This window comes from uncultured Anaerovibrio sp. (assembly GCF_947302755.1).
GTDB lineage: Bacteria > Bacillota > Negativicutes > Selenomonadales > Selenomonadaceae > Anaerovibrio.
In genome coordinates this window covers 1-15,829 of sequence record NZ_CAMYWM010000015.1, presented here as the reverse complement: position 1 = coordinate 15,829, position 15,829 = coordinate 1, and the positions used below count along the sequence as shown (strand labels likewise).

The 15,829-nt window shown below is 49.1% G+C and carries 12 protein-coding genes and 1 other annotated feature; of the genes, 2 read left to right on the top strand and 10 right to left on the bottom strand.

Annotated features, from left to right (window positions below):
• Window positions 1-51: 51 nt before the first annotated feature.
• From pheT to speD, 10 genes are all read right to left on the bottom strand, one after another.
• Complete coding sequence (pheT, locus tag Q0Y54_RS02935) at window positions 52-2,487, bottom strand: phenylalanine--tRNA ligase subunit beta (protein ID WP_297964123.1); 2,436 nt, start codon at window positions 2,485-2,487, stop codon at window positions 52-54.
• A gap of 19 nt (window positions 2,488-2,506) precedes the next feature.
• On the bottom strand, window positions 2,507-3,535 hold the full coding sequence (pheS, locus tag Q0Y54_RS02930) for a phenylalanine--tRNA ligase subunit alpha (RefSeq protein ID WP_297964120.1): 1,029 nt from the start codon (window positions 3,533-3,535) through the stop codon (window positions 2,507-2,509).
• A 270-nt stretch (window positions 3,536-3,805) separates the two neighbouring features.
• Window positions 3,806-4,005 (bottom strand) — a binding site (T-box leader).
• 207 nt (window positions 4,006-4,212) lie between these two features.
• Window positions 4,213-4,671 (bottom strand): MarR family winged helix-turn-helix transcriptional regulator, encoded by a 459-nt coding sequence (locus tag Q0Y54_RS02925; protein ID WP_297964118.1) that lies wholly within the window; start codon window positions 4,669-4,671, stop codon window positions 4,213-4,215.
• Window positions 4,672-4,678: 7 nt separating this feature from the next.
• The gene (locus tag Q0Y54_RS02920; protein ID WP_297964116.1) at window positions 4,679-6,067 is read right to left on the bottom strand and encodes a lipase family protein; all 1,389 of its coding nucleotides are present in this window, start codon (window positions 6,065-6,067) and stop codon (window positions 4,679-4,681) included.
• The gene (gene nspC, locus Q0Y54_RS02915) at window positions 6,042-7,232 is read right to left on the bottom strand and encodes a carboxynorspermidine decarboxylase (RefSeq protein WP_297964114.1); all 1,191 of its coding nucleotides are present in this window, start codon (window positions 7,230-7,232) and stop codon (window positions 6,042-6,044) included. Before nspC ends, Q0Y54_RS02920 begins: the two co-directional genes overlap by 26 nt.
• Window positions 7,232-8,440 (bottom strand): saccharopine dehydrogenase family protein, encoded by a 1,209-nt coding sequence (locus Q0Y54_RS02910; RefSeq protein ID WP_297964112.1) that lies wholly within the window; start codon window positions 8,438-8,440, stop codon window positions 7,232-7,234. Before Q0Y54_RS02910 ends, nspC begins: the two co-directional genes overlap by 1 nt.
• Window positions 8,441-8,675: 235 nt before the next feature.
• Window positions 8,676-9,554 (bottom strand): agmatinase, encoded by an 879-nt coding sequence (speB, locus tag Q0Y54_RS02905; RefSeq protein WP_297964110.1) that lies wholly within the window; start codon window positions 9,552-9,554, stop codon window positions 8,676-8,678.
• A complete protein-coding gene (gene speE, locus Q0Y54_RS02900; protein ID WP_297964108.1) occupies window positions 9,541-10,395 on the bottom strand; it encodes a polyamine aminopropyltransferase in 855 nt (284 codons plus the stop codon). The genes speB and speE overlap by 14 nt, the downstream gene beginning before the upstream one ends.
• Before the next feature lie 48 nt (window positions 10,396-10,443).
• Window positions 10,444-11,892: an aminotransferase class I/II-fold pyridoxal phosphate-dependent enzyme gene (locus tag Q0Y54_RS02895; protein WP_297964106.1), complete on the bottom strand. Its 1,449-nt coding sequence runs from the start codon at window positions 11,890-11,892 to the stop codon at window positions 10,444-10,446.
• Window positions 11,893-11,907: 15 nt separating this feature from the next.
• A complete protein-coding gene (gene speD / locus Q0Y54_RS02890) occupies window positions 11,908-12,708 on the bottom strand; it encodes an adenosylmethionine decarboxylase (RefSeq protein WP_297964104.1) in 801 nt (266 codons plus the stop codon).
• Between the two features lie 535 nt (window positions 12,709-13,243).
• Here speD and Q0Y54_RS02885 point away from each other — a divergent pair.
• Complete coding sequence (locus tag Q0Y54_RS02885; RefSeq protein WP_297964102.1) at window positions 13,244-14,002, top strand: sulfite exporter TauE/SafE family protein; 759 nt, start codon at window positions 13,244-13,246, stop codon at window positions 14,000-14,002.
• A 261-nt stretch (window positions 14,003-14,263) separates the two neighbouring features.
• Window positions 14,264-15,829, top strand: a 1,566-nt coding sequence (locus Q0Y54_RS02880) for a peptide ABC transporter substrate-binding protein (protein ID WP_297964100.1), incomplete at its 3' end; no start/stop codon positions are given.

The following is a 15,829-nucleotide window of genomic DNA, read 5'->3' as shown; positions in this document are numbered from 1 at the left end:
TTTGGGATGGTTATTTTTTATTTTATACTATTTTATACTATTACTTGTCCATTACTTGCGGAGCTCTGCGTCAAATTTCTTCTCCACCGCAGCAATAATCTTGTTGAAGGACTCATCCACCTCTTCATCGGTGAGGGTCTTGTCGTTGGACTGGAACAGCATGGTAAAGGCCACACTCTTCTTGCCGGCATCAATCTGCTTGCCTGTATACAGGTCGAAGAGAACAGCTCGCTTAAAGTATTTACCCCCGTTGCCGATAATGGTCTTTTCGATGTCAGAGGCATTTACCTCCTTGTCCACCAATATGGCCAAATCACGTAACACAGCCGGATACTTAGGCAGCACATCGAAGTTGAACTTGGCGGAGCTGTACTTCATAAGGGTAGGTACATCCATTTCAAAAATATATGCCTTCTTGGTAATGCCAAAGTTTTCGGCCACCTGTGGATGGAGCTCACCTACCGCAGCAATAATATCCTTGCCCTTCTTGAAGAGAGCCGTCTTTCCAGGATGCATTGCCGTATACTCCCCGGCCTCCACCTGATATCTGGTAATATTCCGCCGTGCCAGCAGCTCCTCCACAACGCCCTTGGCATCGTAGAAGTCAATCATATCGTCACCGGTGTTCCAGCCCATTGGATTGCGGCGGCCGCACATAAAGCCGGCCACCTTCACCACCTCATCTGGCAGCTCGGTAAGAGGCAGGGCTTTTGGATAAAAGACCGGAGCCACATCGTACAGGCGGATATCCTCGTTTTTGCGGGAAAGGTTGCGGACAGCGTTTTCAATTACGCTGGCCAGCAGACTGGTACGAACCAGCTGTGCCTCCTCCACAAAGGGATTTAAAAGAGGAATAGCCTTGCGAAGTGGGCTGTCAGCCGGAATCAGCATTTTGTCCATCACATCATAATTAGTGAAGCTGAAGGACAGCTCCTCGCTGAGGCCAATGTGGGTCAAGGTAATCTTAATGTGGTCAATATAATCCTGCAACGGACTCTGGACGCCCTGAACCATGGTGCCCTCAGGGGTAGTTGACTGAATGTTATCAAAGCCATAAATGCGGGCCACTTCCTCGGAAAGGTCCTCCATAAAGGTTACATCGTTTCGCCAGGAAGGAACGGCCACATGATAGCCTCCCTTGCCATCTGCCGCACACCGGAAATCCAGGCTTTCCAGAATGTCCACCATCTTTTCTGCCGGAATATCCGTACCCAGACGCTTGTTAATCTGCTCCGGGGTAAAATCTACAGAAACAGGATCCTTTTTCACCGGATATACGTCCACGATGCCCTTGGTAACCGTGCAGGCACCCATATCCTGAAGAAGCTGGGCCGCCCGGTCCAGAGCGCGCATAGTCTGGGTCTCGTCCACACCCCGCTCAAAGCGCCCGGAAGCCTCAGAACGCAGGCCACAGGCCCGGGCCGTACGACGGATGCTGGCACCATTAAAGGCCGCAGCCTCCAATACAACAGTGGTAGTATGCTCCGTAACCTCGGACTCCAGGCCGCCCATTATACCAGCCAGGCCAGCCGGCTTTTCGCTGTCGGCAATAACCAGCTCCTCCCCCTTGGCAATGCGGGACGAATCATCCAGAGTATGAAGGTTTTCCCCGGCAGCAGCCCGGCGGGCCGTCAGGCTTTTACCGGCTATCTGATCATAATCGTAGGCGTGCATAGGCTGGCCCAGCTCCACCATTACGAAATTTGTTACGTCTACAATGTTGTTAATGGCCCGGATGCCTGCCTTTTCCAAACGGACCTGCATCCATTCAGGGGAGTCCATTATCTTAACATTCTTTAACACTCTGGCGGAGAACCGGGAGCACAGATCATGGGCCTCAATGCCGATTTTAATCATATCCCCTGTGCTGGCTTCGTCATCCTCGTTAACCTTGATTTCTGGCCACCTTGGGGTGTTGCCGGTAAGTACCCCAATCTCGCGGACCAGGCCAAAAACGCTGAAGCAGTCACCACGGTTGGCCGTAAGCTCGAACTCCAGAATATCATCATCAAGACCCAAAGCATCCTTAGCCGGAATGCCAATCTCAGTATCGCCAGGAAGAATGTAAATACCATCCTTCTGCTCCTCCGTCAAGGCGGTAAGGTCCATTTTAAGCTCATCGGCGGAGCACAACATTCCATTGGATGGAACCCCACGGAGCTTGCCCTTGGAAATCTTCAGGCCGTTTGGCAGCTTTGCCCCCAGCATGGCTACAGGGACAATATCCCCCTGCTTTACATTCTGGGCCCCGGTTACAACCTGAACCAGCTCCGGCTGGCCCACATTCATCTGGGTGATGAACATGTGATCAGAATCCGGATGACGCTCAATGGACTCTACCCGGCCCGTTACTACCTTGTCCAGCCCCTCACCGGCGTGCACCACATTCTCCACGGGAATGCCCGCCATGGTCAGCTTGTCAGCCAGCTCATCAGAGGTTTCGGTGAAATCTATATAATCGTGAAGCCATTTAATCGATACCTGCATTTTTCTATCCCCTCCCTAATTAAAACTGCTCCAGCAGACGAATATCGTTGTCGTAGAACAGACGCAAATCATCAATACCATATTTCAGCATGGCGATACGCTCAACACCCATACCGAAAGCAAAGCCGCTGACCTGGGCAGGATCATAGCCGCTCATTTTTAACACGTTGGGATGAATCATGCCGGCCCCCAGGATTTCCAGCCAGCCAGTTCCCTTGCACACACGGCAGCCCTGGCCCTTGCACATTACGCAGGAAATATCCACCTCGGTGCTTGGCTCAGTGAAGGGGAAGAAGCTTGGACGGAGACGAACCTTTACATCCTTGTTGAATATCTGTTTCAGGAAGTCCTCCAAGGTACCCTTCAAATCAGAAAAGCTGATATTTTTGTCAATAACCATGCCCTCAATCTGGGTAAACATTGGGGAATGGGTGGCATCATAGTCGTCCCGGCGATATACCCGGCCAGGGGCAATCATGCGAATTGGACTGTTTGGCTCATGGGCCTCCATGGTACGGGCCTGTACCGGGGAGGTCTGGGAACGCATGAGAATATCCTCCGTAATGTAGAAGGAATCCTGCATATCCCGGGCCGGATGATCCTTGGGCAGATTCAAAGCCTCAAAATTATAATAATCCTGCTCGATTTCCGGACCCTCCTCCACGCTGAAGCCCATGCGCATGAAAATATTTTTGATCTGCATGAGGGTTACAGTCAGGGGATGGATATGACCATGATTGGTAGGACGGCCTGGCAGAGTAACATCAATCTTCTCGTTGGCCAGACGCTTGGCCATTTCCTTGGCCTTAAGCTCCTGATTTTTCTCCGCAATAAGCTGCTCCAGCTGCTGACGGGCCTCGTTTACAATCTGGCCGATACGGGGACGGTCCTCAGCACTGAGCTGGCCCATGCCTCTGAGAATAGAGGTAAGCTCCCCCTTTTTGCCAAGGTACTTTACCCGAATGTCATTTAAGTCGTTAAGTGTGCCGGCTACCTCCTTGATAGCCTTGGCTGCCTCTAAACGCAGCTGTTCAATTTTGCTTTCCATAATTTCCTCCTAAAATTATTAGCTAACTTAATTGTGTATTCCAAAATTATGAATCAGACTACCCCCTCCGTCAGACCAAGTCTGACCCCTCCCTCAAGGGAGGCAGGGCTGTAAATTCCAAATTCATAATTCATAATTCCAATTTACGAATTAAGCTGCCCCCTTCGTCAAACGGAGTCTGACACCTCCCCCCCAAGGGAGGCAGGGCTGTAAATTCCAAATTTCTAATTCCTAATTCCTAATTCCGAATTAAAAAAGCCCCCACCCCCATATAGGGGCGAAGGTCTTATTCGCGGTACCACCCTAATTTATAACTCATTTATGCCATAACGCTGCTCTGCGCCCCGACTACATCTCTTCACCGGGGAGACTCCGGAGTGAACTTCACCTGGCCTTAGCTGCCCTGTTCTCAGTTATCAGGACTTCCTGTGAGCATATCTCCCGGCTACTCTCTCCTTCTTAGTCTAACTTTGAGTATTGTACCATTATCAGCACAGGATTGCAAATTTATTGAAAAAATACCAAAAAAGAGTGCATATCCCCTACCCCTAGTTGGGAAATATACACCCGTAAAGGCCCGAAATCTTCCGGTTCATCCCCCACAAGAGGTGGAGGACTTCTGGCGAATTGCGTTCAAGCCGGTTGCCAGCTGAAGCTGCAGCCGAACAGGTCTCATTTCACCCTTCATCACCAAAAAAATTGGCTTGAATATTACCAACCATTTTTGTAAGAATTTGTAAAAAAACCTCCTGCTCCCCATCAGTTATCCCGGATAGTTCTGCTGTAATCCATTCTTCCCGGCACTGACCAATTGCTTCAGCCACCTTTTTTCCCTTTTCGGTAACAATAATATGGTTTTTTCTGCGATCATTTTCATCCTTGTCACGCACAATATATCCCAGCTCGGAAAGCTTATTCAATTCCCTGGTTATATATGCCTTATCCATGTTCAATATTCTGCCCAGCTCGTCCTGTACTATACCCTCATGGAGATAGGCCGAATACAATACGGCACCTGTCGTTACTGTACGGATGGAATATTTTTCCATTGCCTTTTCAAAAAACCGTTTCCAGTACATCACCAGAAGGGACATGGTCATTTCAATTGTTTCTGTCACTGACTTGCTCTTATCCATATAATCCTCACTCTAAGCTTGCCCTGGACGCCATACAGCGGCCCAGGCTATACAATACTGCCTCTATAGGGGACAAATTATCCGTTGTAGTCCCGCAGGTTTGGGTGCTTATTATATTTCCATAAGGATCGGTAAAATCCTCATGAACAGTTACCTGATATGCTTTACTGCTTATCAGCTTGGCCTCGATGCTCACCCGGCATATTCTGTCACACTGGGTTTTGATGGCCGCTGCATTCTGACCCTGTTCATCAGTACGATCTCCCTTGACAGATTCAGCTGCATCATAGCCCTCCATAAGCTCTGTCAGCTGAGCCATGTATTTGGTATCATTGTCTATGTCATCCGGGAGATGGACCACGGCCGGGGCCAGATATACCCGATTTTTCACTGGCTGCTTCACCACTGAGAAGCCGCCGGCCGTCGAATTTTCATCAACGTGATTATGTAAATCCAACCCCTCGGCATTTAACACATCCATATAATTTCTCAGGGAAGCATCCAGATACTCGGACATATTGTGACTGAATTTCCGGGAATTGGCATTTCGCTTCAGCTTTACTTCCTCACCGGTCTGCACATAGCCGGCGTTCAGCATCTGCAGCAGCCCCTTTACCGGGTCGCCCCCCATGGTAAATCTGGTATGCTGTACCAAGCTGCCGTATTCATCGGCAAAGGCCTTATTGCCCACGGCCGGTGCCCCGAAGGTTATCACCTGAATTTTTCCCGGCGGAATACCCATACATTCCATACGAGTTCCCAGAAGCACTGCCACGGCTCCACCCAGGCTATGACCGGTAAGAAGCAGCTCATCGTCTTCATCATAAATAATATTCATCAGCGAATCTACCCCCAGGGTACCATCCTGCCGCGGCGTAAAAAAGGCGGTCTGGGTATAATCATTAAAGCCGCTGTGCACCAGGGGCTGAGCTGAAGTAGTATTTTCGGTTTTGGCAAATTCCGCAAACTCCGTTGGATTGGCACCGCCAAACAAAACCTTGTGAAGCCGCAGATCCACCTCCATATCCTTTTTCTTTTCCGTGCCGGGAACCGCCACTATGTTGAGGTAATTGCCCGTCACTTCATCCGGCTCCTTGGAACGCAGCAATATGAAATTGGTATCCGCCTTTTCACCCTTATTTTGATAATATACAATGTCATAACCAAAATCGGAAACAACATCCCGTATAACTTCATTTAACTGACCTTTGTACGCCATCATATCCAGCAAAGCGCAAGCATATTGAATCCCCGCCTGCTTAACTGTTTCTGGTATGGGATTGGGCTGAGCCACCCGCTTAGCCTGCCCAATAGCAGGCAGGAACACAGCTATGGCCGCTATGATTAGTACCTTAGTGAGCAAAGTAAATTTAGAGACGCATCTTAAAATCTTCATAGCCAAAGCTCCTTACAATCGTCACTTTATTTTGAGAATCCACTGCGCATATATGGGGCAATGGCATTCCGTTGAAGGTGTTGTTTTTTACCATGCTGTAAATCGCCATATCGCCAAACAATAACCGGTCCCCCGGCTTTAAGGCATGGTCAAAGGAGTAGGTGCCAATGGTATCTCCTGCCAAGCAGGTAGGACCGGCCAGGGTATAGGTATACCCCTTCTCCCCTGCTTCACCGCTGCCCATAAGGGGCGGTCGGTAAGGCATTTCCAATACATCAGGCATATGACAGGCCGCCGAGGTATCCAAAACAGCAATATTACCTCTGCGCCCATTGACCTGGGACGCCTCAATTATCTCCAACACCGTGGCCGCCAAAAAGCCGGCATCCAGGGCTACGGCCTCCCCAGGTTCAATATATACCTTTAATCCGTATTTGGTCCGTATTCTATTGATACACTCTTCCAGCAGCTCAATATTATAACCCTCCCTGGTGATATGGTGTCCCCCACCAAAATTCAGCCACTTAAGCTGGTTAAAATATTGACCAAAACCTTCTTCAACAGCCTCCAGGGTCTCCGCCAAGGGCTCTGCCCCCTGCTCACACAGGGTATGAAAATGAAAGCCGCTTATTCCGTACAGAAATTCGTCCTTCGGGGCCTCGTCCAGGGCCTGCTTCAGCTCACTGAGCTTGGTGCCCAGCCGGCTGTCACCGGAGCAGGGGTCATAAATAGCATGCTCCTCAGACTGGGTGGAATGTTCCGGATTTATTCTGAGGCCATAGGTCCGCCCCGCCTGCTTGGCCATTGGGGCAAATTTTTTCAGCTGACCAACGGAGTTAAACACAATATGGTCGCAGATGGCCAAAATCTCCGGAAAATCCTTTTCCTGATAGGCCGGGGAAAACACGTGATTTTCCCCGGGAAATTCCTCATGGGCCAGCTTGGCCTCATAGAGGCCGCTGGCGGTGGTTCCTTTTAAATAAGTACTGATAAGGGGATAGAAATAGAACATGGAAAAGGCCTTCTGGGCCAATAAAATGCTGCAGCCCGTTCTGTCCTGCACCCCTTTTAATATTTCCAGATTGTGCCTTAGCCGGGTCTCCTCCACCACGTAGCTGGGTGAAGGAACCTCCTGCAGCCATTTAGGCTGATAGTCTACGCCCATCAGTCCACCAACGCAGGATTATGGCTTTCCTGCCAAGGAAGGCCCCACTTGTTAAGAGCCGCCATAAATGGATCCGGATCAAATTCCTCGATATTATATACACCAGGCTTTCTCCAGGTGCCGTTCATTACCAGCATGGCCCCTATCATGGCCGGTACGCCGGTGGTGTAGGAAATGGCCTGGGAGCCCACCTCCTTGTAGCACTCCTGATGGTCGCATACATTATAGAGATAATAGGTCTTGTCCTTGCCATCCTTCTTGCCCTGGAAGATACAGCCGATATTGGTCTTGCCTACGGTACGTGGCCCAAGGCTGGCCGGATCAGGCAGAACGGCCTTCAGGAACTGCAATGGAACTATCTGCTTGCCCTCAAACTCAATGGGCTCAATGGAGGTCATGCCCACATTTTCCAGGCACTTCAAATGACGGAGATAGCTTTCCCCAAAGGTCATAAAGAAGCGGATGCGCTTGATGCCCGGAATATTAATGCCCAGGGACTCCAGCTCCTCATGGTGCAGCAGATACATATCCTTTGGACCTACCTCAGGGAAATCGTATACCCGCTTAATCTCCATTGGCTCAGTCTCCACCCATTTGCCGTTTTCCCAATAGCTGCCCTTGGCGGAAACCTCCCGGATGTTGATTTCCGGATTGAAATTGGTGGCAAAGGGATAACCATGGTCACCGGCATTACAGTCCAGAATATCAATATAATTAATTTCATCAAATTCATGCTTCAGGGCATAGGCACTGAATACCCCGGTAACACCCGGGTCAAAGCCGGAGCCCAGCAGGGCCGTAATACCGGCCTTTTCAAACCGCTCACGATAGGCCCACTGCCACTTGTATTCAAACTTGGCCGTATCCTCCGGCTCGTAGTTGGCGGTATCCACATAGCTTACCTTGCACTCCAGGCAGGCATCCATAATGGTCAGATCCTGATATGGCAGAGCCAAATTCAATACCACATCCGGCTTTACCTCCTTCATGAGCTTTACCAGCTGCTCCACGCTATTGGCATCCACCTGGGCAGTGGTAATCTTACATACATTGCCATACTGCTTTTCCAGCACTTCCTTCAGCTTGTCGCACTTGCTCTTGGTCCGGCTGGCAATACAGATTTCCTGAAATGCCTCGTGATTTTGTACGCATTTATGAATTGCTACACTGGCTACACCGCCACAACCAATAACTAAAACCTTACCCATTGTAATTTATTCCTCCTATATTTGAAATAATAGTAACTATTGTAAGTCAGCCAGCAGATGAGCTTTCCTAGAGCAATAGAATGTAGAGCGTTAAGAAAATATTTTTTGCATACCTGCATTAGTGATAAAAATTACTTGTTTGAGCGAAGCGAGTTGTAATTTTTATCACTATTAATTGAATGCAAAAAATATTTTTAGCGACACATTCGTGCTATAGGAAGGCCATCTGCTGGCTCTATACCAACTGGGGGCCTTTTATAAATGGCTCCTCCAGCTTTAACAGCATTTCCCGCAGGATCTTTAGTGCGGCAGCCGTAGAAGCCCCGCTCTGGTCCAGTCCGGGAGCCAGCTCCACCACGTCACAGCCCACAATATTCAGGCCGCAGCCGGCAACAGCGGCCTCCATCAGCTCCATAAAGGACACCCCGCCGTATTCCGGCGTACCGGTTCCCGGGAATACCGATGGATCCATTACGTCCAGATCAATGGTGAAATACACCGGCTTGCCCTGCAGAGCGGCCAACGCCTGGGGCATAGCCTTTAAATCAAACTTATGCAGATGGGTGTGCTCCCTGGCCCACCGAAATTCTTCCCCCATGCCGCTGCGAATACCCAGCTGCCAAATCCGGTCATCACCCACAATATCCCAGGCCCGGCGGATAACTCCGGCATGGGTCAGCTTGGTGCCAAGGTACTCATCCCGCAAATCCGTGTGGGCATCAAAATGCAGAATATGCAGGTCCGGATATTTACGGGCCACTGCCCGGATGGCTCCCAGGGAAACCAGATGCTCACCGCCAATCATGAAGGGCAGCTTGTTGGCTGCCAGAATTTCCTCTGCCCGGTTCTCAATATCCTTAAGGGCCTGCTCCGCATCCCCGAAGCACAGCTCAAGATCCCCGCTGTCAAAGACCCTGGCATCCTCCATATCCAAATCCTGATAGGGGCTGTAGGTCTCCAGACCGTATGACTCCCCCCGCATTATCCTGGAGGCAAAGCGGGTGCCCGGCCTAAAGGATGTGGTACTGTCAAAGGGGGCACCATACAGCACTATCCGGGCTTCCTCAAAGGAGGCCTCACAGCCTAAAAAGGTTTCTATATTAGGACTCAACATCTCTCAGCATCTCCTCCACATAATTGGGCAAGGCAAAGGCTCCGGCATGTAACGCCGTATTGTAATACCTCAGCTTAAGCCCAAGACTTTTCCATCGATCCCAATTAACCCCCTTTACCGGGTGATATTTCTTGGAGGCAAAGCCAAAGAGCCAGTGCCCCGATGGATAGGTGGGAATATGCACCTGATACACCTTGCTGATGGGGAAGGACATACAGATACGCTTGTGAGCCCGCTGCATGGCCTCGGCATCCCCCGCGTAAAATGGGCTTTCATGCTGATTTACCATGATACCATCCTCATGGAGGGCCTTGTAGCAGTTGCCGTAAAATTCCCGGGTAAACAGGCCCTCACCGGGGCCAAAGGGATCCGTGGAATCCACGATAATAACATCGTATTCATCATTGACCCGGCGGATAAATTTCAGCCCGTCCTCATAATAGCAGGTTACCCGGGGATCATCCAATTTTAACGCCGTGAAAGGAAGGTATTTCTTGCTAACCTCCACCACCTCTTCGTCAATTTCCACCAAATCGATTTTTTCCAGAAAATCATATTTGGTCAATTCCCGCACGGTGCCGCCGTCACCACCGCCGATGACCAGCACCCGCTTGGGATTGGGGTGAACGCACCTGGCCACGTGGGTAATCATTTCATGATAGATAAATTCATCCTTTTCCGTCAGCATCAGGTAGCCATCCAGCACCATAATGCGCCCAAATTCCCTGGAATCAAAAATATCAATGCGCTGAAATTCACTTTTTCCGCTATAAACCTGTTTGTCCACCTTTATGGAAAAATTAACATTGTCCGTATGCTTCTCTGTATACCATAGCTCCATATGTATCACCTTATTTAAAATGAAAAATATTTAGTCGGATTTTCTCCATCAACGGATTACATTTAGGAATTTAATGCTCATGTCCTCGGGACCGGTCATTGAACAGCCCTTTTTCTTGGCGTACCGGATATATTGAAGGATTTCCTCCGTAATCCGCTCACCAGGGGCCAAAATAGGTATCCCCGGCGGATAGCACATAACGAATTCGCTGCATACCCGCCCCACCGTCTCATCAATGGGCAGGGACTCCTTGTCTGCGTAAAAGGCCTCCTGGGGGCCACAAACCACCTGGGGGTTGATGTATTCCGCCTTGAGCATCATCCGCCCCGTCTGGCGGTAATTCCGCCGGATTTCCGCCAGGGCCGCTACCAGACGCTCAATGTCCTTCAGGCGGTCACCTACGGAAACATAGGCCAATAAATTGGCAATATCCCCAAATTCCGTCTGTATATCGTATTCATCCCGCAGCAGGTCATAGACCTCTATTCCCGCCAGGCCAATGGACCGGGTATATACCGACAGCTTGGTGATATCAAAATCAAAAATGGAATCGCCGTTTATCAGCTCCCTGGAATAAGCATAATAATCCCCGATGGCATTTATCTCATCCCGGGCATATTCCACCTGGTCAATGATTTTGTCAATCATCTCCCTGCCCCGCAGGGCCATGTTGCGCCGGGACACATCCAGACTGACCAGCAGCAGATAGGAGGCACTGGTGGTCTGGGTCAGATTGATAATCTGATGAACATAGCCCTCCGGCACCCTGTCACCGATGAGCAGCATAGAACTCTGGGTCAGGGAGCCACCGGATTTATGCATGGAAATTGCCGCCATATCCGCACCGGCGTGCATAGCGGCAACAGGCAGCTTATCGCTGAAATACAAATGGGAGCCATGGGCCTCATCAGCCAGGAGAAGCATTCCGTGGTCATGGGCCATGCTGGCAATGGACCTTATATCGGAGCATATGCCATAATAGGTGGGATTATTGACAAATACCGCCTTGGCATCAGGATTTTCCCTGATAGCCTGCTCCACCTCAGCCACCCGCATGCCCAGGGATATACCCAGCATGGAATCCATCTGAGGATTAACGTATACCGGAACGGCCCCGCACAATATCATGGCGTTTATGGCACTTCGATGTACATTCCGGGGAATAATAATCTTATCTCCCCGCTTGCAGGCGGTCATGACCATGGCCTGTACCGCCGAGGTGGTCCCCCCCACCATAAAAAAGGCGTGGGCAGCTCCAAAGGCGTCGGCAGCCAGGTCCTCTGCCTCCTTGATAACCGATACGGGGTGACAGAGGTTGTCCAGCATTTTCATGGAATTCACATCCACCGACATACACTGCTCACCCAAAAATTCCGTCAGCTCCGGATTGCCCCGTCCCCGTTTGTGACCGGGTACATCAAAGGGCACCAGCCGGGCCCGCTTCATCTTCTCCAAAGCCTCCAATACCGGGGCTCTGTCCTGCGAATAATACTTCATTTCCCCATTATCTCCTTAGAAAACATTAATCCCGCTAAAAATTTCAATCATTTCCTTCCGCAGGTTGTCATGTATTTCCAAGCGGGTTTTTGGTGGAATTTCATAAATATCCGTATTGAACAAGTAGTTTTTCAAATCCAATTCCTTAATCAGCATCTTGGTATGGAACAGATTGGCCTGATACACATTTACGTCCACCGTATCGTATTTATCAATGGTTTTCTTGTCGATAAAGTCCTGAATTGACGTAATCTTATGGTCCATAAACAGCTTCTTGCCGGACAGATCCCGGGTAAAGCCCCTGACCCGGTAATCCATGGTAATAATATCCGAGTCGAACATGCCAATAAGATAGTCCAGGGTCTTAAGCGGTGTAATTTCACCACAGGTGGCCACATCAATATCCACCCGGAAGGTGGCTATACTGGTCTCGGGATGAAACTCAGGATAGGTGTGTACCGTAACATGGCTCTTGTCCAAATGAGCCAAAATAGTATCGCTGACAGGTTTAACCACGGTGTCCCCCAATGGCTTTTTCTGACCGGAGGAAACAGCCGCTTCCTCGGCAATCAGCAAGGTAACACTGGCACCCTGAGGATCATAATCCTGCTTGGATACACTAAGCACCTGGGCGCCTATCATTTTCGTTACCTTAAACATAATCTTGGTAAGACGCTCCGAGTTGTACTGAGAATCGATGTACTTAATATAATCCTGTTGCTCTCTAGGTGTCTTAGCATAACAAATATCATAGATATTAAAGCTAAGGGATTTGGTCAGGTTGTTAAACCCGTAAAGTTTCAGCTTATCTTCCAATCTGATCTCACGCCCCTAATCGTAATTTTTTACATAAAAAAACTCAGGTACAGCAGCCTGTGCCCTGTTCACCCTGAGAAAAAACAGCAATTAACCACAAATGAGCCATTGTGCTGCGGAACAGTCGAAATGCTGCTTCTACAGTTATTGCTGATTTGGGTATTTCTCCCTCTTAAGCATACTCATTATATGTTAAAATCCACCTAAAATCAAGCATTCTCCCCCCTTACATCAATTAAATTTTATCCGATGCCAATGGGAGGTGCTATTCAACACCTTTGATAAAATTGCAGCTTATCTGCATACCATGAATTTCAAAGGAAATCCTCCCGAAAAATGCCAAATCAGTTCGACATATATTAGCTCCTATGCTATACTTTCCCTTGTGTAATCAAGTATGGCAAGGTGTCCGTTCTATGACACAAAATGAATGGGTGCTGAAGCAAAGGGCACCCTGGCAAAATTTCCTTAGTGCAGGAGCACTGTTGCTGTTTTTTTGTACTGAGTACAGGATTGTAGATGGAAGGTAATCTTTATGTTATTTATGGCTATGCTGATAATGGGTATGATAATTGGCTTTATTGGTATCGGCGGGGCCGGTATCACCATTGCTTTGCTGACCGTTGGCTTTCAGGTCCCCATTCACACGGCTTTGGCAGTGGCCCTGTCCGCTATGGTATTCACCACCATGTCCGGAGCCTACAGCCATTTCCGTGAGGGCAATGTTATACCCAAAACCGGGGCTGTGCTGGGCATCAGCGGTATGGTGGGTGCCTTTATGGGAGCCAATATATCTAATATTATTCCTTCTGATATATTGGGAAAAATGTCCGGCTCCATCATGGTACTGTCCGCTATTCTTCTTTACACTAAGGTTTATCAGCCACAGTGGCTTAATAAGCACTTTCCTCCCAGGGCAGGACTTCTCGACGGTCATAAGCTCTACATATACGGGAGTATAGCCGGCTGTGTGAACGGCCTTATATCCGGAGCCTTTGGTATCGGGGCGGCGGCCTTTATCCAGCTTACCCTGATGATCTTCTTTGGGGTTCCTGTACTGTACGCCATTGGCACCTGCATGATGGTAATTCTGCCCATTTCCATTGCCGGGGGCCTGGGCTACTTTCTGAACGGTCAGCTGGATTTATGGATATTCCTTCAAACCCTGGTGGGCCAGGCCCTGGGTGCCTATCTGGGAGCCAAGCTCACCCGGCTGGCCCCACGTCCAATACTTAAATTCTTCATGGTGGCCATGTCCGCCTCCGGCGGCCTGGTTATGCTGCTGTTGTACTAAATATGAGTTATCCTCTCAGCCTGTAAAGGCCCTATCCCGTGCCGGGACTGGTATATTTTGCAAAAAAATCCCGCTGATCAGTCAATGACCAACCAGCGGGATACACGAAATTTAAGGCTTATCTGGGGCCTTCGGATTTGATTCACTAAGAATTCATAATGAAAAAAGAATGTTTTCACGTTCCTTACAAATAAAAAAAATGCTATAATCCAATGGGATATTTTATACATAAACTTTATTAAAAAAGGAGTAGATTTAACTATGAGAAAAAGAGCATTATTGGCTATTTTTGCTCTGCTTATTTGCCTTGGCATGGTAAGTGGCTGTGGCTCCAACAGTGGGTCCTCAGACAAGACTATTTCCATGGCCCTGTCCAACGAGCCCTCCTCCCTTGACCCGGCTATAACCTCCGGTCTTTCCGAAAGCGATGTGGAGCTGGCCATTTTTGAGGGCCTTACCCGTATTGACGAAAAGGGGGTGGCGCAGCCTGCTTTGGCAGAAAAATGGGATGTGTCTGCTGACGGACTTACATATACCTTCCATCTCCGCAAGGATTTAAAGTGGTCTGACGGCACTCCAATCACGGCCAAGGACTTTGAATATTCCTGGAAGCGTGTACTGGAGCCCCAGCTTGCCTCCGGCAATGCGTATATGCTGTTCATCATTAAAGGTGCTGAGGATTATAACAATGAAAAGGGCAGTGCTGATAAGGTAGGCATTAAGGCAGTGGACGATAATACTCTGGAGGTTAAGCTGATAGAGCCGGCAGCCTATTTCCTGGACCTCACCGCATTTCATGCCTTCTATCCGGTACCAAAGCACGCAGTTGAGGCCAACAAGGATGGCTGGGCTGGCAATGCTGAAACCATCGTCGGCAATGGCCCATTCAAGATTACCAAATGGACACATTCCAGCGAAATCGTCCTTGAAAGAAATGAAAACTACTGGAATCCTTCTGTAGTTGCTTCCAACTCCATTATAATGCCTATCAGCGAGTCCAAGAGCACCCGTCTTACCATGCTGGAAAGCAACCGGACTGACCTTATTTTGGACCCACCGCCTGCTGATGAGGATCGCCTGAAGGAAAAGGGACTTTACAGGGTTGAGCCACAGCTGGGCACCAGCTACTATGTTTTCAATGTAACCAAGGCACCTTTTGACAATTTAGAGGTTCGTAAGGCCTTTGCCATGGCGGTGACCCGCAAGGATATAATTGAACGGGTAGTCAGAAACGGCAAAAAGGCTGCTGTAACCTTTGTCCCACCAGACATTTTGGTTAATGGCAAGGACTTTGCCAGTGAAAGCGGTTCCCTTGTCCTGGAGGACCCGGCACAGGCCAGGAAGCTGCTGGAAGCATCCGGCTACAAGGGTGAGCCTATAACCATTCTTTATAACACCAATGAAATGAACAAGGCGATTGCTGAGTCCATTCAGTCCATGTGGAAGGACGCTCTTGGGGTAAATGTCGAGCTTACCAATCAGGAAACCAAGGTATTCTACACCTCCCGTGAAAATGGTGAATATCAGGTGGCTGCAGCTAACTGGATTGCCGACTTTGCTGACCCTGTAAATTTCCTCGATACGTTTACTGCCAAGGACAATGATGCTCAATATCACAGTGCCGAATACAATGCCATCATGAAGGCTGTTCATAAAGAGGTGGACCCTGCCAATAGAGCCCGGCTCATGCATCAGGCCGAAAAGAAGCTCTTTGATGACTGTGTAATTATTCCACTGTACTACACCTCCCAGGTTATTGCAGTAAATCCTAATCTTACAGGCTATTACTGCTCCCCTATGGGTGTAATTGATCTTATAAAGGCTCAC

What these genes read in the sequence shown, in the direction of transcription:
- speB (WP_297964110.1), bottom strand. Translation starts at nt 9,554, where the DNA reads ATGTTGAGTCCTAATATAGAAACCTTTTTAGGCTGTGAGGCCTCCTTT.
- Q0Y54_RS02925 (WP_297964118.1), bottom strand. Translation starts at nt 4,671, where the DNA reads ATGGATAAGAGCAAGTCAGTGACAGAAACAATTGAAATGACCATGTCC.
- Q0Y54_RS02885 (WP_297964102.1), top strand. Translation starts at nt 13,244, where the DNA reads ATGTTATTTATGGCTATGCTGATAATGGGTATGATAATTGGCTTTATT.
- pheS (WP_297964120.1), bottom strand. Translation starts at nt 3,535, where the DNA reads ATGGAAAGCAAAATTGAACAGCTGCGTTTAGAGGCAGCCAAGGCTATC.
- Q0Y54_RS02895 (WP_297964106.1), bottom strand. Translation starts at nt 11,892, where the DNA reads ATGAAGTATTATTCGCAGGACAGAGCCCCGGTATTGGAGGCTTTGGAG.
- speE (WP_297964108.1), bottom strand. Translation starts at nt 10,395, where the DNA reads ATGGAGCTATGGTATACAGAGAAGCATACGGACAATGTTAATTTTTCC.
- Q0Y54_RS02920 (WP_297964116.1), bottom strand. Translation starts at nt 6,067, where the DNA reads ATGAAGATTTTAAGATGCGTCTCTAAATTTACTTTGCTCACTAAGGTA.
- nspC (WP_297964114.1), bottom strand. Translation starts at nt 7,232, where the DNA reads ATGGGCGTAGACTATCAGCCTAAATGGCTGCAGGAGGTTCCTTCACCC.
- pheT (WP_297964123.1), bottom strand. Translation starts at nt 2,487, where the DNA reads ATGCAGGTATCGATTAAATGGCTTCACGATTATATAGATTTCACCGAA.
- Q0Y54_RS02910 (WP_297964112.1), bottom strand. Translation starts at nt 8,440, where the DNA reads ATGGGTAAGGTTTTAGTTATTGGTTGTGGCGGTGTAGCCAGTGTAGCA.